Annotated in this window: 15 protein-coding genes; 1 reads left to right on the top strand and 14 read right to left on the bottom strand. The window is 64.8% G+C overall.

The window, feature by feature from the left end:
• Positions 1-219: 219 nt before the first annotated feature.
• From GO707_RS07110 to pheA, 6 genes are all read right to left on the bottom strand, one after another.
• Positions 220-2,412 carry a YhgE/Pip domain-containing protein gene (locus tag GO707_RS07110; protein ID WP_114548415.1) on the bottom strand — a complete coding sequence of 731 codons (2,193 nt, stop codon included), beginning with the start codon at positions 2,410-2,412 and terminating at the stop codon, positions 220-222.
• Positions 2,405-5,056, bottom strand: a complete 2,652-nt coding sequence (locus GO707_RS12590; protein ID WP_114548414.1) for a YhgE/Pip domain-containing protein — start codon at positions 5,054-5,056, stop codon at positions 2,405-2,407. Before GO707_RS12590 ends, GO707_RS07110 begins: the two co-directional genes overlap by 8 nt.
• Positions 5,057-5,410: 354 nt before the next feature.
• Positions 5,411-6,097: a cytochrome b/b6 domain-containing protein gene (locus tag GO707_RS07100; protein WP_157012645.1), complete on the bottom strand. Its 687-nt coding sequence runs from the start codon at positions 6,095-6,097 to the stop codon at positions 5,411-5,413.
• Position 6,098: 1 nt separating this feature from the next.
• Complete coding sequence (locus GO707_RS07095; protein ID WP_022740096.1) at positions 6,099-7,772, bottom strand: nickel-dependent hydrogenase large subunit; 1,674 nt, start codon at positions 7,770-7,772, stop codon at positions 6,099-6,101.
• A gap of 17 nt (positions 7,773-7,789) precedes the next feature.
• A complete protein-coding gene (locus tag GO707_RS07090) occupies positions 7,790-9,067 on the bottom strand; it encodes a hydrogenase small subunit (protein WP_114540045.1) in 1,278 nt (425 codons plus the stop codon).
• Between the two features lie 631 nt (positions 9,068-9,698).
• Positions 9,699-10,547: a prephenate dehydratase gene (gene pheA, locus GO707_RS07085; RefSeq protein ID WP_157012644.1), complete on the bottom strand. Its 849-nt coding sequence runs from the start codon at positions 10,545-10,547 to the stop codon at positions 9,699-9,701.
• Positions 10,548-11,048: 501 nt separating this feature from the next.
• Here pheA and GO707_RS07080 point away from each other — a divergent pair.
• Entirely contained in the window at positions 11,049-11,981 is a 933-nt protein-coding gene (locus GO707_RS07080) for a DUF559 domain-containing protein (RefSeq protein ID WP_161128419.1), read from the top strand.
• A gap of 330 nt (positions 11,982-12,311) precedes the next feature.
• On the opposite strand, the gene GO707_RS07075 is transcribed toward GO707_RS07080, so the two are convergent.
• The 8 genes from GO707_RS07075 to GO707_RS07040 all read right to left on the bottom strand — a co-directional run bounded on the left by GO707_RS07075 (position 12,312) and on the right by GO707_RS07040 (position 21,796).
• The gene (locus tag GO707_RS07075) at positions 12,312-12,953 is read right to left on the bottom strand and encodes a manganese efflux pump MntP (RefSeq protein ID WP_114540042.1); all 642 of its coding nucleotides are present in this window, start codon (positions 12,951-12,953) and stop codon (positions 12,312-12,314) included.
• A gap of 18 nt (positions 12,954-12,971) precedes the next feature.
• Complete coding sequence (locus tag GO707_RS07070) at positions 12,972-13,862, bottom strand: HhH-GPD family protein (RefSeq protein WP_114540041.1); 891 nt, start codon at positions 13,860-13,862, stop codon at positions 12,972-12,974.
• 229 nt (positions 13,863-14,091) lie between these two features.
• The gene (locus tag GO707_RS07065) at positions 14,092-15,522 is read right to left on the bottom strand and encodes an ATP-binding protein (protein WP_114540040.1); all 1,431 of its coding nucleotides are present in this window, start codon (positions 15,520-15,522) and stop codon (positions 14,092-14,094) included.
• 216 nt (positions 15,523-15,738) lie between these two features.
• The gene (locus GO707_RS07060) at positions 15,739-16,596 is read right to left on the bottom strand and encodes an HAD family hydrolase (protein ID WP_227069638.1); all 858 of its coding nucleotides are present in this window, start codon (positions 16,594-16,596) and stop codon (positions 15,739-15,741) included.
• Between the two features lie 248 nt (positions 16,597-16,844).
• On the bottom strand, positions 16,845-18,743 hold the full coding sequence (locus GO707_RS07055) for an ABC transporter ATP-binding protein (RefSeq protein WP_114540039.1): 1,899 nt from the start codon (positions 18,741-18,743) through the stop codon (positions 16,845-16,847).
• Positions 18,740-20,668: an ABC transporter ATP-binding protein gene (locus tag GO707_RS07050; RefSeq protein WP_114540038.1), complete on the bottom strand. Its 1,929-nt coding sequence runs from the start codon at positions 20,666-20,668 to the stop codon at positions 18,740-18,742. The genes GO707_RS07055 and GO707_RS07050 overlap by 4 nt, the downstream gene beginning before the upstream one ends.
• Positions 20,669-20,681: 13 nt before the next feature.
• Positions 20,682-21,011, bottom strand: a complete 330-nt coding sequence (locus tag GO707_RS07045) for an AzlD domain-containing protein (RefSeq protein WP_114540037.1) — start codon at positions 21,009-21,011, stop codon at positions 20,682-20,684.
• On the bottom strand, positions 21,008-21,796 hold the full coding sequence (locus GO707_RS07040; RefSeq protein ID WP_114540036.1) for an AzlC family ABC transporter permease: 789 nt from the start codon (positions 21,794-21,796) through the stop codon (positions 21,008-21,010). The genes GO707_RS07045 and GO707_RS07040 overlap by 4 nt, the downstream gene beginning before the upstream one ends.
• Between the last annotated feature and the right edge of the window lie 91 nt (positions 21,797-21,887).

The following is a 21,887-nucleotide window of genomic DNA, read 5'->3' as shown; positions in this document are numbered from 1 at the left end:
TGTATTCAACAAGACCGTCTCATCTCTCGTTTTCCAATTTTCGGGGATAAATGCCACTTCAACCCCGAAATGGTCGATTTTTCGGCGACATACCAGAGTTTTTTCGACCATTTCGCCCTTCAACTGGCATTTGGCTTGCCATTTCGGGGTCGAAGTGGCATTCACTGCCAAAAAAGGGAAGAATGAGGAATGGGGGTCGCTTCGGTCGCGCAGCGCGCGCTAGCTGATGAGCTTCGAGCTCTCCACCTTTTCCACGTACCATTCCATGAACTTCTCTAGGGGCTTGCGGAGCACCAGGCCCAAGAGCGCCGCCGGGATGAGGAACAGGGCGAGTGCGCCCATCTGAGCCCAGAAGTCGCCGCCGTAGGTGCCCATCATGGCGCTTCGCATGGCGTTCACCACGTGGGTGGCGGGAAGCCAGGGAGAGAGGGCCTGCACGAAATCGGGCATGATCTGCAGCGGGAACGAGCCGCCGCAGCCGGTCACCTGCACGATGAGCAGAAGCACCGCGATGGCCTTGCCGAGGTTGGCGAAGGACACCACCAGCGCGTAGATGATGAACGTGAACACAAGGCCCGCGCCCCAGAAGCACACCATGAACAGCCATGGCGAGGTCACCTGCACGTCGAGGAAGAACAGATTGCCCAGCGCCATGACCGTCGATTGGGCCAGCGACACCACGGCCATGACGGCGAAGCGGCCGAAGAACAGCTGCCGCGGCTTCGGGTTCACAAGCCCCGCCTCCTTCTGGATGCGTAGGTCCGCCTTCGGCTTGAACACCACGAGAATGAGAAGCGACCCGATGAAGAGGGCCAGCGTCGTGTAGAGCGGCGCCATGGCGCTGCCGAAGTTCTCCACCGGGAAGACCGCGATGCGCTCGACGCCCACGGGGCTCGCCAGCGCCTTCGAAAGGGCCGACACGTCGGAGCCGAGCACCGCGCGCAGGGCGTCGCGGTCGCCCGAGGCGATGGCGCCGTCGATATCGGAGGCCATCTCCCGCAGCCCCGAGGAGACGCCTTTGAGCTTCTCGGTGGTCTCGGCGATCTTATCGGCGGTGCCGGCCATGACATCGGCCGCCGAGGTGGCCGAGGAGGACAGCTCGCCGCCGACGCCCTTCAGGTCGTCGGAAACGCCGGAGAGCGCATCGGCCATGGAGGCGGCCTGCTCTGCCAGCGAGGCGAGCCCCGGCGCCACATGCGCCTCGTAATCGTCCTTGATGGAATTGACGGAGGCGGCGGCCTCGGCCGCCTTGGCCTTCGCGGCATCGCGCTCGGCGGAAAGATCGGTGTCGCCCGCCTCCAGCTTATCGGCGGCCGTCCGCAGGCTCGCGGCCATGGAATCCGCCTGGGACGCCACCGCCCTCGCGCGGCCGGCCAAGGCGGTCACTTGGGGCCGGAGGCTCTCGGGCAGCGACGGAGCGGCGCCTTCCAAGCTGTCGGCCACCTGGCGGTACACCGTCGCATGGGACGCAAGCGCGTCGGCCTGGGCGCGCAAGTCGCCGGCAATGTCCTTACTGTCCCCGGAGGCCGCATCGAACAGCGCGTCGACGGAATCGGATACCGCCCCGAAGGCGGCGGCGCTGTCGGCCAGCGAGCTCTTGAGCGTATCCGCCGAGCCCTTCAGAGCGTCCACCGTGGCCGGCACCGCGTCGGCCCGCCCCGTCGCGGCGGACAGCGTCTCGTCCAGGGCCGTGGAGGCCTGGGTGGCCAGGTCGGCCGAATGGCGCGAGAGATCCTCGCAGGAGCGAGCCAGCGAGCCGTAGAGCGAAAGCACCCCGGACGCGTCGTCGAAGGCGTCGGCCATCTCGCGCACATGGTCGGCCACCACCGCGATGCGGCCGTCCCAGTCGTCCTCGTCGGCGAAGCTGGAAAGCGATTCGGCCAGCGAGAGCGACACCTCCGAGAGCGTCTGGGCGAACACGGCGTTCACCTGGTAGGACACCGAATCGGCTCCCTGGTCGGTGATCTTCGGCGCGATGGCGCTCTTCTTCTCGTTGGCGTAGTAGACGATATCGGCATGGCCGGCGTCGCCCGTGTAGAAGGTGAGCATGTCGCGGCTGAAGCTCTTCGGAATCACCACGGCGGCGTAGTAGCGCCCCGACTTCGCGCCGTCGATGGCGTCATTCTCGTCGGTAAACTGCCAGTCTATCTGGTCGTTGGCCCGCAGGGCGGAGACGACCTGGTCGCCGATGTTGATGCGCAGCGGGATGAGGTCGCTCTGGTAGCCCTCGTCGGTGTTGGCCACGGCCACCGTGAGGTTGCCCGTGTTGTCGAAGACGTTCCAGCAGGCGATGATGTTGTACCAGGCGAACAGCGAGGGCACGAGAACGAGGCCCAGCGTGATGATGATGGACATGACGTTGGCCTTCAAGCGGCCCAGATCGAAGCGGAACAGGCGCCAGACGTTATTCATGACGGGCCTCCTCCCCTTCCGCACCGTCGCGCGCGGCATCGCGAGCGCACGCGCGCTCCCGATCGCCGAAGCCCGCGTCGCGCGCATCCATGCAGGCGGCTCGCTCCACGTCCGCCGTGGCGCCGTACAGGTCGATCAGGCTCGCGTCGGAGAGGCTCTCCAGCTTCAGCTGCCGCTCGAAGCTGAAGCGCAGGCTCTCGATGACCACGAGCGCCACGAAAATGACGATGATCCAAATGAGCCAGCCCGTGAGCAGCCACACCTTCTCAGTCGGCGTCAGGGCGAAGATGACCGCAAGGACCACCGGCACCGCCACGCCCAAAACGAGCGCGCCCTTCATGAGCTGCGGATACCAGCGGTTGAACGTCGCGTAGCGCTGCTGCAAGGCCGTGGCGTAGGTGTCCTTGTCGGAGAGCGCCCGCATGATCTGGGAGATGCGGTAGGGGCGCACGGGGATGTCGACGTCCTCGCCGTTGAACAGGCCGCCGTCGCGCACCTGGCGGGCCACCATGCGGTTCACGTTCGCCATGAGGGGGCGGATGAGGAGCCCGAGCGCCATGAACAGCACGAGGAACAGCGCTAGCACGAGCAGGTCGGAGACGTACTGGCCGCCGTAGAAGCCGCAGATGGCCTCGCGCATGGCCCCGATGCCGTAGGTGAAGGGGAACAGCGGGTAGATGGATTGGAAGAACGGCGAGGTCATCTCAATCGGATAGAGGCCCGTGGCGCCGGGGATCTGGGCGAACACGAGAACGACGCAGATGCCCTTGCCGATATGCTGCAGCGTGACGGAGAAGGCGTAGATGATGGAGAGGTAGGCAAGCGACGCCAGCGCCGCGGCGAAGATGAGCGCCGGCGCCGAGACGGTTTGCACGCCGAGCGCGAGCACCCCGACACAGCAGATGACCGCCTGCATCACGGCGATGGCCGCAAGGAACAAATACCGGCCCCAATAGCGCTGGGCCAGGGTCAGGCCGGGGATGCCCTCGCCGTCCGCCTCCTGGCGCATGATGACGAGCAGCATGAAGGCGCCGATCCAGAACGTGAGGTTCATGAACAAGGGCGCCATGGCGCTGCCGTAGGCGTTCAGCGGATAGAGCTGCTCGGTGACCACCTCGGTGGGCGACGCCATAAACGCCGCGATCTTGTCGGCGTCAAGACCGCCCTCGCCTACGAGCCGGGAAAGCGCGTCGGAGGTGCCGAAGGCGAGCACGTCGTTGTAGACGATGCCCAGCTCGCTTTCCAGGCCGGCGAAGAGCCGGTCGGTCTCGGCCACCGTTGAGGCGGCCGTGTCCATGGTGGCGTCCAGCTGGTCGATGACGAGCCCGGTCTGGGCCACGAGGAGCCGCTGGGTCTCAAGGGCCCCGGAAAGGGCCGACGAAGTTTCGGCCAGCGCGTCCAGCGCGTCGTTCACGGCGGGTAGCGTGGTGCCGAACAACGTCGTGGAATAGGCCGACGCGCCGCTGGTCGCCTGGCGCACCGCGCCATCAAGGGCCGATGCCGCGTCGGAGAGCGCGGCCGCCGAGGACTGCGCGCGGTCGTTGGCGACCGTCAGCGCGTCCAGGGCCGTCGAGGCCGCCCGGGTCCGCTCGTCCAGGGAGTCGGCCAGAGCCTCCAGGGCGGCGCGCTCGCTGCTGCCGGCGGGAAGGGAGCCCGCCGCCGCGCGCACAGAGGACGCCAGCTGGCCGCTCTCCTGCACGGCGGCGCTTCCCTGGGCCAGCGCCGCCTGGATGCCTCCCTGGGCCTCGCCGAAGGCGGCGGTGAGGCGCGCGGCGGCCGAGGTGGCGTCGTTCGACGCCTGGGTGATGTCGTCGAGGCCGGCGGTGACGGCCGGCAGCGCGAAGGCGGAGAAGTCGCTCAAGGTCTTCTGCATGGCCGTCGCGGTCTCCCCCATCTGGCCTAAGGACTTATCGGCCGCGTCGATGCCGGCACTCGCTTCGGAGAGCGTCTCTTTGGCCGAGGCAGCCTTGTCCTTGGCCGCCTTCGACGCATCCCCCAAATCGGCGAGCACGCGGCGCACCTCGCCGGTGGCGGCGACGGCCTCCGATATCTTCTGCGCGGCCTTCGACTGCATCTCCTTGGTGCTCTCGCGCCCCTCGTTCACCTTCTCGTCGATGGTCTTGACGACCACGTCGCTTACGGTGGCGACGAAGGTGGAGTTGATGGTCTCGTCCAAGGTTGTGGCGCCCGTGTCGGTGATCTTGGGCGCCACCGGGCCCGATTTCTCGTTCACGTAGTACTCGATCTTGGGCTGCGTGAAGCTTCCGGTGGTGATGGTGAGCAGATCGGCGGTGAAATGCTCGGGGATGACATAGGCCGCGTAGGCGCGTCCGCTCTTCAGCTCGTTCATGGCCGCGTCGTAGTCGGTGAATTCCCAGTGCAGCTGGTTGTTCTCATGCAGCTGGTCCACGATGCGCTCCCCCACGTTCAGCTCGCCGGTGAGCTCGGAGGAACCGCCCGCGTCCTGGTTCACCACGCAGACCGTGAGGTTGCCGGTGTTGTCGTAGGGGTTCCAGAACCCGATGACGTTGTACCAGGTGTACAGCGAGGGAATCACCATGAGGGCGAACACGACCACGAGCGCCTGCGGCGTTTTCAAAAGACGCAGAAGATCGCGCTTGAGTATCTTCAGAACATTCCGCACGAAACGGGTCCTTTCCGCCTGCAGTCGGTAAGTGTACAGAGTTGCCGTTAATCATAACGCAACCCCGGCAAGTTTGCTTCCTCTTGTTGACGGTTCGGAACGTTTGGTCAAGCAACTATCTCGGCTGCGTCTCCTCTTAACTTGCACTCGATTGCGTTTAACTTGCAAAGGGACACGGGGTGGTGCTCACCAAGCGAGTTCCGCAGCGACGAGAACAGGACTCAATGTCCTGTTCTCCAAAGCGAGGACTGTCTGAGCGACTGAGCACTACCCCGTGGCCCGCCAATGGAAGACTCGCAACAAAAAGGGCGGCCCCTTGCGAGACCGCCCTTTCGACTTCGGCGCGCGCGACCCTTAGTGGAGGTCGGCGTCCTCCCCAACGATGTTGTGCAGGTCGGGGTCGTACACCAGGCCGCCATGCTCCTTGCGAATGAACATGAGCTTGGTGGGGGCGAAGCCCTCAACATTGACCAGGTAGATATGGATGAACATGAAGATGATGAACACGTACATGCCGAAGTAGTGGATGATGCGCATGGACATGAGACCGCCCACGAGGTTCGTCGTCGCGGCGAACACGGGCACGTTCATGGTCACGCCCCACAGGCAGAGCCCCGTCCAGAACATCAGCACGATGAGGATCGGGATCAAGAGGTAGCTGATCTTCTGCGGCACGCCGAGCTTGGCGCCCAGGGGATGATCCTTCTTCAGGAACAGGTAGTACTTGATCCACTCCAGGGCCTGATGACGGTTGTCCTTCTGGGGCAGCCAGGTCTTGAAGTCGGTCACCTGCTGGCGCGTGCCGCCGGTCGGCGCGGTCTTCACGAAGAAGGCCATGATGACGCGGGCCACGCAGTTGATGAACAGCACGAAACCGAAGAACAGATGGCAGCCGCGGGCGATGCCCGTGAGGAACGGCAGCACCGGGAAGTGGATGATGATGCCCGACAGGATGAGCATGACCATGGCGATCAGGTTGATCCAGTGGGTCACCACGAAGATAAGAGGGTGGGCCTCTTTGTAGTGAGCGAGATGGGCCATCTTACTTCACCCCCCAAGGGCTGGTGACGGTCTCGAAGTGCTTGCCGGTACCGCGCTCCGTGACATGCACGGCGCAAGCGGTGCAGGGGTCGAAGGAGTGAACCGTGCGCAGGGCGTTGATGGGCTTCTCGATGTCGGCCACCGGAACGCCGATGAGCGCCTGCTCGAGCGGGCCGTGCTCGCCGTCGCCGTTGATGGGAGCCAGGTTCCACGTGGACGGGATGATGATCTGGTAGCCCTCGATCTTACCGTCGACCACCTTCTCGGAGTGGTAGAGCGCGCCGCGGGGGGCCTCCCAGAAGCCCGTGCCCTCGCCGGTGAGACGGGCAGGCTCGCGGAAGTACTCGGAGTCGCCGCCCTTAATGGCCTCGGCGAGCTCGTTGACCCATTCCACCATGAGGTTGGCGATGTAGATGGTCTCGATCTGGCGGATGGCGGTGCGTCCCAGGGTGGACTGGAAGGCGGCCAGGTCGCCCGGCTTGGCGCCGAGGATGCCGAGAACGGCGTCGACCTGCTCCTTGATGAAGGGCACGCCGCGCACGTAGGCCGCGAAGATGCGGGCCATGGAGCCGGCCTCCATGGGCTTGCCGTCGTAGGCGGGGGCCTTCACCCAGCTGTAGCGGTCGTCGACGTTGTACTCGGTGAAGTCCGGATCGGTGACGAAGTACGGCGAGGTGTAGGTCTCGCTGCCCTTGTACCAGGAACGGCCCATGTACTCGGTGATGAGGTTCTCCTGCACGTCCGACGCCTGGAACTGCTCGTCCAGGACGGCCATGGGCAGGTAGCGGTTGAGCATCTGCTCGGTGTAGTTGTCGCCGTAGGGCCAGTCGGGGCCTTCAAAGACGCCCCAGGCGATGTAGCGGCCGCAGCCCTTGCCGAAGGTGAGCACCTCGGGATAGAGCTTGGCGAGCATCACGGTGTCGGCGAGGACGGTGTCGTTGACCCAGTCGCGGACCTCGGTGGCCATGGCGAGCAGATCGTCGAGCTTGCTCTCGGTGGGCACCCACATGTTGCCGCCGGGAATGGAGGTCATGACGTGGGGCATCTTGCCGCCGAGCAGCGCCGCCATCTCGGAGGAGCGGGCCTGCATCTTCAGGGCCTCCAGGTAATGGGAGGTGAGGATCAGGTTCGCCTCAGGGTTGTCGACGTAGGCCTCGCCGCCGTCGGCGTCGAACCAGTTGCCCGAGAAGATGGACAGCTGGCCGTTGTCGGCAAAGGCCGCCAGCTTCTCGTAGAGCTGGTTGAGGTCGGAGTGCAGCGCCAGGCCGTTCTCCAGGGCCACGGCGTAGGCGTCGTCGACGTTGGCCTGAAGCGCATTCAGCGGGTTCACGTAATCGAGAGCCGCCAGGTTGTACAGCCACAGGATATGGCTGTGCAGGAACTGAGCGCCCTCCAGCAGGTTACGCACGATGCGGGCGTTGTTCGAAATGGTGATGCCGTAGGCCTTGTCACCGGCGATCGAGGAGGCATGCGCGTGCGAAACGGGGCACACGCCGCAGATGCGCTCGACGATTTGGGCCGCATCCTCGGGGGTGCGGTTCTGCACGACGAGCTCCATGCCGCGGAAGCAGCCGCCGGACACCCAGGCGTCGGCGACCACGCCGTTCTCGACCTCCATCTCGACGCGGAGATGGCCCTCGATACGGGTAATGGGATCAATAACAGAACGTGTCAAGTCAGCTCACCTCCTTCTTAATCGTTGTTACGGGGTTCGGCGTTCTTCTGCAGCAGCTCGTCGTCGAGAACCGGGCCGCCGGCGACCGGGTCGGCGTAGGTGCCGATCTCCTGGTCGGGATGCTTGGCATCCCACTTGCGGATCTTCTCGAACGGAGCGCCGCCGTCCATGCGGCCGGAGAGCTTCATGCCGAAGCCGTGCACCACGAGCGCCGCCGCCACGATGCCGGTGATGGTCACGGCGATGGTGGTGGGCTGCAGGCTCAGAGGACCGATGCGCAGGTCGCGCATGCGCTTGTAGAACGGGGTGTTCACCTCGGCCCAGTTGTCGCCCGGGTTGTTCGGGTTGGCCTCGCAGCAGCCGATGCAGGGGGCGCCGGACTGCACGCACCAGCTGCGGCGGTTGTTCCACAGCGTGACGCCGCACAGGGCGCGGGTCTGCGGGCCCTTGCAGCCGACGGGATACAGGCAGTAGCCCATCTCCTCTTCCTTCGAGCCGAATTCGTAGACGAACTCGCCATTCTCGAAGTGGCCGCGACGCTCGCAGTTGTCATGGATGGTCTGGTTGAACAGATCGCCCGGCATGTTGAACTCGTTCAGACGGTTCACCAGCAGGTCCATGTCCTTCATGACCACGACGTCCACGAGCACGGACATGACCCACTCGGGGTTCACGGGGCAGCCCGGAACGTTGACGACCGGCGTGGCGACGCCGACCTTCTTCAGGTACTGCTGGACGCCAAGGGCCTGGGCCGGGTTGGGGGCAGCGGCCATCCAGCCGCCGTTCACGGCGCAGGAGCCGACCGCCACAACGGCGTTGGCCGACTCGGCAGCCTCCACAAGGGCCGTGATGCCGGTCTCGCCGGCCACGCGCAGAGCGTTGCCGTCGAAGGCCTCGAGCACGGCGCCCTCGTAGATGAGAATGTAGTTGCCTGCCGCGATGGTCTGGGCCTTGGCCTCCTCCATGGAGTGGCCAGCGGCGGCCGACAGGGTCTCCGAGTAGTTCAGGGAGATCATGTCGAGCACGACCGATGCGACATCGGGAGTCTCCACCTGGGCGAAGGACTCCGTGCAACCGGTGCAGGAAGCACCCTCGATCCAGATGACCGGATACAGGTTGCCGGACGTCGCGCCGATAACAGACTCTTCCAGAGCTTGCGCCACGCGCGGAACCGCGAGCTGGGAGAGCCCGGCTGCGGCGGCGATGCCGGCGCACAGCTTCATGAAGCTGCGACGGGTAACGCCACGCGAGGCAAGGATGCTGTCAAAGTCTGACATCGTTGCCTGATTTTCCATGCGTACACCTCCTTATAGGTGTCTCGTCTCTCTTACATGCAGGCGTTAGATTATCCGTTCGATCGCCACAAAAGCTGCACAATGGGTCACAAACGGTCAAATCATCTACCAGCGGCGAGAAAATGTTACGCGCTCCCCTGCTGGTAACAAGGCATTTTCGGCGCCGCGCCGTTCGCGCCCGATTTGCGCCGTCGGCGGGAAGGCCCTGCTCGCGCGGCTCTGGCGAGCTGTCGGCCGCAATCCCCTTGCATGCCCGAATTCGCTAGCGGCGGCAGACGACTGCGCGACCAAGACATGCCGCTTGCGATAGCGCCCTCAGCCGCAACTCCGCTTTGCCGCACGAAAGAATCGCGGGTCGCCCGCTCTCTCGTCTTCGGTATTTGCCGCGTAGATGCCACTTCGACCCAGAAATGGTCGACGGGCCAAAGAAAAAGCACGCGAAAATGCCACTTCGACCTAGAAATGGCCAAAAAGGAAGGTGGGCTCCCGTCCATTTCGGGGTCGAAGTGGCATCTACCGACCACTTGCTCGAAACAGAGAGCGGGAACAGCCGCCCGGCTACCGCACATCGACGGTGAAAGCACCTTGCGCGACTAACGACCCGTCGCCGACAAACCGAGGCGATCGCTCGTTACTCCACCGGATAGCTGCCGAGCACCTTAACCTCGCGCAACTTCAGCCGCAGGCAATCGAGGGCAGTCTGAACGTCGATATCATGCATTGACCCGTCAAGCTCAACGAAGAACATGTAATCTCCCAGCTGCTTTTTTGTCGGACGCGACTGCAGCATCGTCAGGTTGATGCCCGCGTAGGCGAATTCGGAAAGAATCATCTGTAGGGCACCGGGCTTGTCCGCGCGCAAAAAGAGCGCCAGCGACGTCTTGTAGCGCGAACCCCGCAAAAGCTCGGCATCGACCAGGCGACCCACCAATGCGAAAGCGGTCTGGTTCTCGGGGTTGTCCTGTATCGACTCCGCGACCACGCGCGCGCCGTGCAACCGAGCGGCAAGGGGGTTGCAGATGCCCGCCGTGGCAAGATCGCCGGCCGCCATCCGCGCGCTTTCGGCCGTTGAGGCCACGGAAAGCGTTGAAACGCCCTTAAAATGCTCCGCCAGAAAGCGGCGGCACTGCGCGATGCCCTGCGGATGGGAGGCGATCCTGCGAATGTCGGATCGAGCGGCCTCGGGATGCATCGCCAGACAATGGCGCACATCGATCACCTCCTCGGCCAGGATAACCGAGTCGGTGCGGAAGGCGAAGTTGTCGAGCGTCGCCGTGACGGGACCTTCCAGCGAATTCTCCTTGCCGACGACGCCGAAGCGCACCGTCCCATCGTCGACGCAATCGAAAACCTCGTCGAAAGAAGCGCACTCCACCAGATCGGGGTCGTCGATGCCGAGACGGGCGGCGAAACGCAAAGCCGCTTCGTTGCAGTACGTTCCGGCAGGACCCAAAAAAGCGATGGAGTTCTCGTAGCTCATGTTAAACCAATCTGTTGTGCGTCATTTGCGATGTCGCGCGCCAATCACTGCGCCACTAATCGCGAGCCGCGTCGCACGTCGCTCGCGATGCTGCATGCCAGAACGCGACGTCGCGTGTTGTCTGCGATCATCATAGCGCGTCGGCGCCCGAACGGCTTTGAAACAGCCCCGTTCCGATCTCTTTCACGTGCTCTTCGGTTGCTGAGCCTTGGGCGAACACGACAGCATCAACAAAGCGTTTCCGGGATGCTTTTCCGGCAAAGCATCCTTCAGGGTACGTTATCCACCATCTCGAAACGACTTTCCACTCTTTCGTCATCTCGTCTACTCTCATTCTCGCCAAATTCGCGTTGAAACCGCATTGATGTCTCGTTAAATTCCCGATTTACCAAGAGTTTTGCACATTATTTCAAATCGTATTGACACGGAATTGAGACCTGGTATCGTGGGCTCATGGAATGCACGCTAGCACATAAAAGCTCCCTTGAACTATGGTCACATATGGCCGAAACCAATGCTGCGCCCACATGCTACGACCGGACGCTCAAGTCCAAGAAGGGCGCCGTCGGCGTTGCGGCGAAGGACGTTGATTTCTGGCTGAATCGAGGAAGCTTCTTCACCGAACCGCTTCACATTGCCGTCGGGTCTCCATCCGAGCGCTGCCGCGTCTTGCGCTGCGTTTCCCACATCGATCGCCAACTCGGCAACAAAGGCACGGTATGGGGAATTGCCCCTAAGCTTGCCACAGTTTCACCGGCAATGTGCCTGGCGCAGTTCGCCGGCGAGCTGCCTCTCGCGCAACTCACTGAGCTCGCATGCGCCCTGAGCGGCAACTACCGCTTCGCCTCCAAACCCGAAGACGTTGTCACCTCGGCAGTACCGCTCACATCGTTGCGAGAGATGCGTGCGTTCCTTCACGCTCATCAACAAATTCGTGGAGCATCGAAGGCGCTCAGGGCCATCGATCTCGCCATCGACCACCTAGGCTCCCCCTATGAGACCATTCTCTACCTGTTTCTCTGCCTGCCCCGCAAGCTTGGAGGCTACGGCCTCCCCAAGCCCGTTGCCAACCAACCGATCGCGCCCAAGTCCCGCGAAGCGCACCTTGTCGCCCAGCACAATTTCTACCCGGATTTATTCTGGCCCGACAAGCAGCTCATCGTCGAATACGACAGCTTCAAGCACCACAGCACGCCGAAAAAGACAGAGCATGACGCCCGGAGGCGTAACGATCTCGAGTCCATCGGCTATCGCGTCATGATCGCCAATCGTTCCATCGTTTCTTCCGCCGCACTGTTTTCCCAATTCGCAGATAACGTCCGCCGTGAACTTGGCGTGCGAAGCCGTCCGGAGACGGCGCATTGCCGAGATAGCCGAATGCAGCTTCGCAGGTTGCTTCTTGCACCCGATTCGATTGCGGAGTTCTGGAGGTAAGTTTCGGAATTCGACAAGTATGCATCGCGTCAATCGCCGAGAACGAATGCAAGCGGGTACGTATCGGAAACATGGCAGGTAGATGCCACTTCGACCCCGAAATGGCTCATCCCCCTCCTATCTTTCTGGCCATTTCTAGGTTAAAGTGGCATTTTCGAGGGATTTCCCCTCAGCAAGTCGACCATTTCGGAGTCGAAGCGGCATTCACCTGCGGATTTTAAAAAGTGCAGGATCGGACGCGTCGGCTGGTGAGGGCAATTGGGCGACTGCGGGGATCGGACAGCTGCGAGAGCGCACCGGTCGGCTAGGGCCGCGACACGCAGGGACGCGTTAGCCGGTGAGGTGCTCGATGAGGATTTTCAGACCGATGAGGATGAGGACGATGCCGCCGGCGATGGTGGTGGGCTTCTCGAAACGCGAGCCGAACTGGTTGCCGACCACGACGCCGACAAGCGACAGCACGAAAGTGGTGACACCGATGATCGCGATGGCGACCCAGATGCTCACACCGAGGAAGGCGAAGGTGATGCCCACGGCCAAAGCGTCGATGCTCGTGGCAATGGCGAGCATGACAAGCTCGCGATAATCGAGGGGCGGGGCGATCGGCGCCTGCCGCGCCGCCTCGGGATCGTCGCAATCGGCGCCTCCGCGGCGCGGGCACGTCGCGCAATCGCGCCCGCACACGCACGGGGAGTCCTCCTCGTGGAAGGCGTCCCAGAGCATCTTGCCGCCGATGAAGGCGAGAAGCCCGAAAGCAATCCAGTGGTCGACGGCGGTGATGGTGCTGGCGAACAGCGAGCCTGCCGCCCAACCGATAAGCGGCATGAGCGCCTGAAAGCCGCCAAAGAACAGGGCGATCACCAGCGCATCGCGCCAACGTATCTTCCGCATGCCGAGACCTTTGCAGATGGCCACGGCGAAGGCGTCCATGGAAAGCCCGACACCCGTCAGGAACAACTCGATGAAACCCACAGCAAACCCTTTCTTCCCTCAGGGGGTCAACGTATCGTTTTCCTCGCGGAAGAAGCCCTCGGTAAGGAGGTCGGCGACGATGGAATCGAAGAGCGGCGGATCCACCTCGGGACGACCGCTAGCAAGCTCGGCCGCGTTCAGGTCGGCGAGCACGGCCGCGCGGGAAACGCCCTCGGGAGCGGCGAGCACGCGGCGGGTGATCCAGGCCCGCTTCTGGCGGCGGGAGCCTTCGAAGGCCGACTGGCGGCTGTGGCCGGCGCTGCGCCGGGAGGGGTTCGGCACCGTGGCCTTCAGATGCGCGCCGTAGTCGAGCAGGCCGTAGTACCAGCGGCGCGGGTCGGCTGCGGCAGCCGGGTGGAAAGCGGCGGCCTCGACCAGGGGCAGAAGCACCTTGTCGCTTACGGCCTCCTCTTCGGGAAAGAGCTCGTGCAAGAACACCGAGCGCACGTTGGTCTCCAGATAGACGGCCGGCCGCTGATAGGCGAAGGCCACCACCCCCGCCGCTGTGGCCGGACCGATGCCGGGCAGCGCCAGCAACCCTTCGTAGGTCTCCGGAAGCCGACCGGCCCCCTCGGCGGCGCACCTGTCGGCCGTGCGCTTGAGCGCCAGGGCGCGACGGTTGTAACCGAGGCCCTGCCACAGCTCGAGCACATCGGGCACAGCGGCGGCCGCCAGGGCATCCACCGTGGGAAACGCCGACAAGAACCGCTCCCAGAAGCGGCCGACGCGCGCCACCTGGGTCTGCTGCAGCATGATCTCCGAGACGAGCACCGCGTAGGGGTCGTCCACGTGGCGCCAGGGCAGGTCGCGGTACAGCTCGTCGCCGCGGGCGAGCATCGCGGCCACGAAGTCATCGAGAGAGACGCCCTTCTCGATCCAACAGCTGTTTCGCCCATCGCCCTTGCTCATCAATAATGACACCTCCCTTTCGCATTCCATGCAAACAACCCAGAAGAAAACGATCGACGTTACGATGCGTCAGCGAAAACGCGACCAATTCGCGCGACAGCCGCCCTTCTGGAAAGCGTCGCGTCGCCCTAATGCGCAGCCATTCGCCCGCCCCTGGCTGCACTTTGCCGCAGACAAAAGGAGCGAGGTCTGAGACTTCGCTCCTTCTCGTTCACTTGCGCACCCTCGGCTATCCCACCAAGTCGTTCAAATCGCCCAAGGAGGCGGAGAAGTCGGAGACGACGAGGCGCTCGAGCTCGGCGTACTCGGCGGAATCGAGCGGCTGGTAGGCGGCGAGCTTGTCGAAAAGGTTCTCGCGGGACACCGGAATGTAGCGGCGTTCCACAAGGCCCTGCTTGTAGGCTTCCTCGATGGCCTCGCGGGCCGCCATGTAGATGTCGTAGCGCGGCAGGTTCGCCGAAAGGCGCACCAGCTCGTCGCGGCTCACCGATCGGATGGAGGGGTGGTCGCGGGCGATATCCATCCAAATGTCGGCGCGCTCCTCAGCGGTGGGATAGTCGATATCGACGCAGGTGAGGGGGAACAGAAGCTCCGCGAAGAACGGATCGATGGCCTCGAGCGACGAGGCGGAGGCCAGCACGTAGACGTCGGGGTTCTCCACCGCCTGGCGGATGAGGTTCACCGCCTCCCGTGCGCCCCGGGACATGGCGGCCATGAAGAAGCCCGCCATGTCGTCGGCGGCATCGATGACCGGCGCTCCCCACAGATCGAGATCCTCCAGCACCAGGATGCCCGGGCCCGCAAAGCCGTGGCGCAGGCTGGCGAGCTTCTCGGCATCGGTGGCCTGGGCGCTGACGCAGAGCATGGGCACGCCTTGGAAGGTCTCCTCCATGCGCATGCGGATGGCCGGTAGTCCCAGCTCTCCCACCGTGGCCAGCATGAAGCGGCTCGCATCCTCCCGGGCCGGCGAGCAGAACAGAAGGCTGTCGACGACTGGCATGGCGTCCAGCCCGTGGCGGGAGTTCAGCATGGCGACGAAATCGTCGAACTCGGGAGTGCCGGCCAGGCCCACGCCCAAAGAGCGCATGCGCGCCACGGCGGCGCCGTAGCCGGAGATGCTGTCGTAGGAGAAGATATCGACGGGCTGGGAGGCCTCCTCCCCCGCCGGAGCGGCCCCCGACGGCGCTGCCAGCGCCTCGGCCTGGGCCATGGCCGCGTCCTCGCCGTGAACGGCGGCGGCCATCATCGGCCCCACCATTTCCATGAAGTCGCCGGAAAGGGCCTCCGTCATTTCCATGAGATCATCGCCGGAAAGACCGATGCCCTCGAGGCGCTCCATGGCGAGCACCTGCAGCTGCTCCACGCAGGCCTGCACCTCGTCATCGGACAGGTAGGGCTCGAGCCGCTCGAAAATGTACTCGGCCAGAGCGCGCTCCTTGGTGGAGCAGGCCACGCGCCATGCCTGCTTGAGACCCATGATAGCGTCCTCGGAGGGGGCGTCGCTTTGCTCGGCGGCCTGCTCGAAGGCGGCCAGGTACAGATGGAGCCCGAGGCGCGCGTCGCCGGCCTCGCAGGCGGCCACTGCGCGAGACAGGTAGTTTTCCGGAGTGCCCGCGCCATCGTCGCGGGAATTAGGGGACGTGTTGATATTCTCTAACATGGCCGTTACCTCTCAAATGCTGGGGGCTTTCAGGGCCCCGATCGTGTTCTGCCGCCATTTTATCGTACATAAGTACGATTGCCAAGAGTATTTTCGTATTTCGCGGGAGAAAATTTATCGGCCGCCGCGCCACCATTGCGCCCCGCTACCGCGCACCATCGCCGCTGCCGCCGCGCGATCGCCGCCATCGCCGCTTCGCAACTATCCTCGCGCGCCCTACCATTCCAAGATATCGTAGCCCTGGGCGTTGGCCGTGCGCGTAAGGGGCCGATCCGGCGTGACCGCGTAGGCGCTCTTCGCAGCGGCCAGCATGGCCCTATCGGAATGATGGTCGCCGTAGGCCCAGGCGAGCTCCCAGCCGTCCGCGCCGAACAGCTCGTCGCACAGGCGACGGAGCACCACCACCTTCTCGGGGCCCTCGATGGGCTCGCCCTCCACCTCGTCGGTATAGTTGCCCTGGAAGTCGACCCTCATGCGCGTGGCGATGGCGTACTGGATGGGGCGGCGCTCCATGGCCGCGGCGATGATGGGCTCGAAGGTGGCCGACACGCACACCACGGCATGCCCCGCCGCCTCGTGGGCCGCCATCTCGGCCTCGGCATCGGCGCGGAAACGCCGGTCGATGACCTGGTCGTAGAAGTCGCGCAGAAACCCGTTCACCTCCGCGACCGGCCGCCCCGCGAACGCGCGGAACACTAGCCCCCGCACCCAGGCCTCGTTCTGGGGCAGGCGCGTCTTGTAGGCGAAGGCCCAACTGAGAATGCGGGCCACCACCGAGGGTGACAGCATGCGCCGGCGCACCAGGTAGCGGACGAGCATGACCGGCGAGTTGCCCTGGATGCACGTGCCGTCGAAATCGAAGGCCGCCACCTGGACTTTTCCCTCGGCGTTGCGCGCAATCGGCCCGTCCATGAGTCGGATGGCGCCCAAGGCGTCGGGGGTCACGCGGCGCACCCCGGCGGGAAGTGGCCCGGTCTCGCCGCGAAAAGCCGCGTCGTCGGGAATTCTCACATAGGTGCTCGCCTGGGGCATAATCACTCGCTCGTCCTCCAGCTGTGCGGTCAGGTTCGTCAAAATTTGCCTCGCCTATGATAGCCGACCCGGCACGACCCCGCCCGTCCTGCGACGTTTCTGCAGGAAACTTTTACGGAATTGAAGGAATGGAGCCGCCTCGCCGAAGAACGGCTTCGCGCCTGTTCCCGCAAGAGGCGATCTTGATCGTTCCTGTTCAGGTGCGGTGGCCTCGCTTGAGGAGGGCAGACCAAGATCTGCCCCTACGGATGGGCCGGCGTCTACGAAGAGGTTACGGGAGGAAAGAGAGGCTACTCCTCGAAGCGGTCGTTGCAGGAGGCGAATTGGGAGTTGTACAGCTCGGCGTAGAAGCCGCCCGCAGCGAGCAGCTCCTCGTGGCTGCCCTGCTCCACGATGTCGCCGTCGCGCATGACCAAGATGAGATCGGCCGCGCGGATGGTGGAGAGCCTATGCGCGATGACAAACGACGTGCGTCCCGCCATGAGCCGGTCCATGGCCTCTTGGATGCGCAGCTCGGTGCGCGTGTCCACCGAAGAGGTGGCCTCGTCCAGAATGAGCATGCGGCGGTCGGCCAGAAGGGCCCGGGCGATGGTGATGAGCTGGCGCTGGCCCTGGCTCAAGTTGCTCGCGTCCTCGTTGATCTCGAAGTCGTAACCGCCGGGCAGCATGCGGATGAAATGGTCGGCGCAGGCCTCGCGCGCGGCCGCTTCCACGTCCCCATCGGTGGCATTAAGCCGCCCGTAGCGGATGTTCTCGCGCACGGTGCCGGAGAACAGCCACGTATCCTGCAGCACCATGGCGAACAGATTCCGCACATCGGGGCGGGAAAGCTCGCGGATGTCGGCGCCGCCGATGCGGATGGCGCCCGCGTCCACGTCGTAGAAGCGCATGAGCAGCTTCACCATGGTGGTCTTGCCGGCGCCCGTGGGGCCGACGATGGCCACGGTGCGCCCGGCGGCCACCGTGGCGGAGAAGTTGCGGATGACGGGCGCATCGGGCGTGTAGCCGAAGCGCACGCCGTCGAATTCCACGTCGGTGGAAAGCGCCGCGGGATCCACGGCGGAGGCCTCTTTCGGCACCTCGGGCAGATCGAGGAAGGCGAAGATGCGCTCGGCCGCCGCGGCCAGGGACTGCAGCACGTTGGAGATCTGGGCCAGCTGGGTGATGGGCTGCGTGAAGTTCTTCACGTACTGGACGAAGGCCTGGATGTCGCCCACGGTGATGGTGCCTGCCACGGCGAAGAACGCCCCGGTGACGGCGACGGCCACGTACCCCAGATTCCCCACGAACCCGAGCACCGGCATCATGAGGCCCGAGAGGAACTGCGCCTTCCAGCCGGCGTTGTACAGCGCCTCGTTGTCGGCCTCGTAGGCGCGCACGGTCTCGTCCTCCCGCCCGAAGGCGCGCACGACGGCATGGCCCGAGAACGTCTCCTCCACGCGGCCGTTCAGCGCGCCGAGCAGGCGCTGCTGGGCCACGAAGTGCTTCTGGGAGAGCCTCACCACCACCGCCACGAGCGCCATGGAGACCGGCACCATGACCAGGGCCACGAGCGTCATGATCCAGTTGATGGAGAGCATCATGACAAGCACGCCCACCACCGTGACTGCCGACGTGATGGCCTGGGTGATGCCCTGGTTGAGGCTCTGGCCCAGGGTGTCCACGTCGTTGGTGATGCGCGAGAGGGTGTCGCCGGTGGAGGTCTTCTCGAAATATCCGAAGGGCACGCGGTCGATCTTTTTCGCAATGGCGTCGCGCAGCCGGTAGCACGTCTGCTGCGAGATGTAGCTCATGACCCAGGACTGCACCCACGAGCACGCCGCCGACAGCAGGTACAGGGCCAACGTCGCCAGAAGGATGCGGCCGATGGCGTCGAAATCGATCGAGCCGGTGCCGGCTGCAGAGGCCACAGCGCCGTCGAAGAGCACCGTGGTGGCCTCGGAGAGCACCTTCGGACCCACGATGGAGAACGCGGTGGAGGCCACGGCGAACAGGAGCACGAGCAGAAGCCGGCCCTTGAACTGGCCCATAAAGGAGAGCATGCGCCTCATGGTGGGGCCGAAGGCCAGCGCCTTCTCGCCGCCCATCATGCGGGCCGCCGGGCCGTGGCCGCCGGGGCCGTGCCCGTGGCCGCCGGGGCCGCGCCCGTGACCGCCGCCCTTGGGGATGAAAGAGGGATGCCCGCTCATCGCGCACCCCCTTCGGCAGCCTCTTCTTCCGTCTTCCCCTCCGTAGGGGCGAACCTTGGTTCGCCCTCCCCAAGCGGATCAATCTCGCTTGACGAGGGGCGACCGAGGTCGCCCCCTACGGGGATGGGGTCAGCCAGTTCTTCCTCGGTAAGCTGCGACAAGGCGATCTCTTGGTAGGCGGGGCAGGTTTCCATGAGTTCGCGGTGGGTGCCCACGCCGGCGACGCGGCCCTCGTCGAGCACCACGATGCGATCGGCAGCAAGCACGGTGGAGATGCGCTGGGCCACGAGGATCACAGTGGAGCCGGCGGCCCAGGCGGGCAGCGCGGCGCGCACGCGGGCATCCGTGGCGTAATCGAGCGCCGAGAAGCAGTCGTCGAACAGGTAGGCCCGCGGGCGCCGCACAAGGGCGCGGGCCATGGCCAGCCGCTGGCGCTGGCCGCCGGAGACGTTGTCGCCTCCCTGGGCGATGGGGGCGAGCATGCCGCCCTCGCGCGCTTCCACGAAATCCAGAGCGCAGGCCACTTCCAGGGCGCCGCGAATGGCCACCTCGTCGGCGCCCTCGTCGCCATAGGCGATGTTGCTCTCCACGGTGCCTTCGAACAGGAAGGCCTTCTGGGGAACGTAGCCGAGGTTCGCCCGCAGGTCGGCCTGGGAAAGCTCGCGCAGATCGACGCCATCAAGGGTGACCGAGCCCGCCGTCGGGTCGTAGAAGCGCTCGATGAGCTTCACGATGGTGGATTTGCCCGAGCCCGTGGGGCCCACGATGGCGAGCGTCGTGCCGGGCTCGGCGACAAACGACACATGGGAGAGCGCCGGGTCGCCGTCGTCGGTGTAGCGGAAGGAGACGTCGTTGAAGGCGATGCGCGCACCCGACGCGGCATCGGACCGCACATGAATCGGCGCCTCGGGATCGCGAACGGTGGGCTCGGTCGCGAGCACCTCGCTCAGGCGCTGGGCGGCCACATCGGCGCGGGGCAGCATGATGGACACCATCCCCATGATGAGGCAGCCCATGATGATGACCATGGCGTAGGTGATGAACGCGATGAGGTCGCCGGTCTGCATGGTTCCCGCGGCCACGCCCTGAGCGCCGAACCACACGATGGCCACCGAGGTGAGGTTCATCACGAGCATCATGGTGGGCATCATGAAGGCCATGGCGCGGTTGGTGAACAGCTGGGTATCCCGCAGCTTGCGCGAGGCGGCGTCGAAGCGGTTCTCCTCGAAGCCCTCGCGGTTGAAGGCGCGCACCACCGACAGGCCGTTCAGCATCTCGCGGGCCACGAGGTTCACGCGATCGATGAGCGTCTGCATGATTTTGAACCGCGGCAGCGTGAAACGGAACAGCACGGCGATGACCGTAAAGACCACGGCCACGGCGAGCACGACGATCCATCCCAGCTGGGGGTTGGTGACCATGACCATGACCACGCCGCCGATGGCGAGGATGGGAGCGTAGAGCACCATGCGCATCACCATGGTGCACACGTTCTGGATGAGGGTGACATCGTTGGTGCCGCGCGTGATGAGCGAGGCCGCCGAGAACCGGTTGATCTCGGCATCGGAGAAGGCCACCACCCGCGCGAACAGGCGCCGGCGCAAATCGCGGCCGATCTTGGCGCCGGTGCGGGCCGACACGAAGCCGGCGGCCACATCGAGCACCATGGAGCCGGCGGCGGCGAGCAGCATGAGGCCGCCGATGCGCAGGAGGTAGGCCATCTGGATGGGGAACAGATCGACGCCGGCGGCCTTGTAGCCCGCAAGGACGTCGAGGTCCTCCACGCCCGACTGGGCGATGCCCACGTCCACGATCTGCGAGGTGAGCACCGGGATGGCCAGCTCGCAGCCGGCCTTCAGGAGCAGAAGCAGCATGACGAGCGCCACCGCCCCCTTGTGCTGCCCGAGAAACCGGATCACGCCCACAGCCAACCCTCCCCTACACCGCGAAGAAGGCGAGCGCCGCGTAGACGGCCACGCCGGCCACGGCGGTCCACAGAAGCGACTTGGTCTTCACGGCCACGAGCGCCGAGGCCACGGCGGCCACGAGCGGAATGGCCGCCGGCCACACGCCCGCATCGAACATGCCGGGGTTCAAAAGGTCGTTGGCCACGAGCGCCGCGAACGCCGCGGGCGGGATGAAGCCGAGGGCCTGGGCGAGGCGCGGGGGCAACTCGCGGCCCTTCAGCAGAAACAGCGGGACGACGCGGCAAGCCCACATGGCCAGCACGCACCCGATGAGAACGAACCAGAACTCCTCCCAGCTCATCGGCGCTCACCGTCCTCATGAGGTGAGGCGTCCTCGCTTGTGGAGGGGCGACCTAGGTCGCCCCCTACGGGATCAGTACCGGGAGCGCTTGCCGTGACGGGACGGCGCGGGAACAGCGCCGAGAACGCCAGGGCGCACACAACGCCGGCGATGGCGCCGATGAGGATGGCAGGACCTGTGAGGCCGAACGCCTTGCACAGGTACACGCCGAGCATCGCCACGATCATGGCGACGATATTGGCGGAGGTGAACTTCTGGGTGACGAGCAGGCAGATGAAGATGGCCGTCATGGCGAAGGCGGCGATGGGCACGGGAATGTCGACAGCTGCCCCCACCGCGCAGCCCACGATGTTCGAGATCGTCCAGGAGCTCTGGGAGAACAGGTTCACCATGAGCGCCCGGTCCACCGACCAGTTGCCCTCGGCGAAGCGCGCCGTGTTCACGCCGTAGGACTCGTCGGTCACCGATGCGGCGAACAGGGCCGAAAGCCAACGGGGGCTTGCAGCGCACTGGGGCGCGAAGGAGGCGGCGTAGAGCATCTGGCGCGTGTTCACGAGGGACACCGACGCCGTGATGGCCGCCACCGAAGAGCCGGCGAGGAACATGTTGGGAATCATGAACTGGCCGGCGCCCGAGTACAGAAGGATGGACAGAAGCGCCACCTGCAAGGGATTCAGCCCGATGGTGTTCCCCAAAATGCCGCAGGGAAGGCCAATGGCCACATAGCCCAGCATGATGGGAACGGCGGCGGAGAACGCCGAAAGTATGTGCTCGCGAGAAAACATGACGCCTATGATAATCGACTCGCAGATTTTTGAAAGACCCTTCCCCCGATTTCACAACCCCTAAATAGCAGGTGGCCCCGCGGGTAATCAG

The organism is Adlercreutzia rubneri, from assembly GCF_009755265.1.
GTDB classification, from domain to species: domain Bacteria; phylum Actinomycetota; class Coriobacteriia; order Coriobacteriales; family Eggerthellaceae; genus Adlercreutzia; species Adlercreutzia rubneri.
The sequence above is the reverse complement of the archived record's forward strand: the minus strand, read 5'-3'. Positions and strand labels throughout refer to the sequence as shown.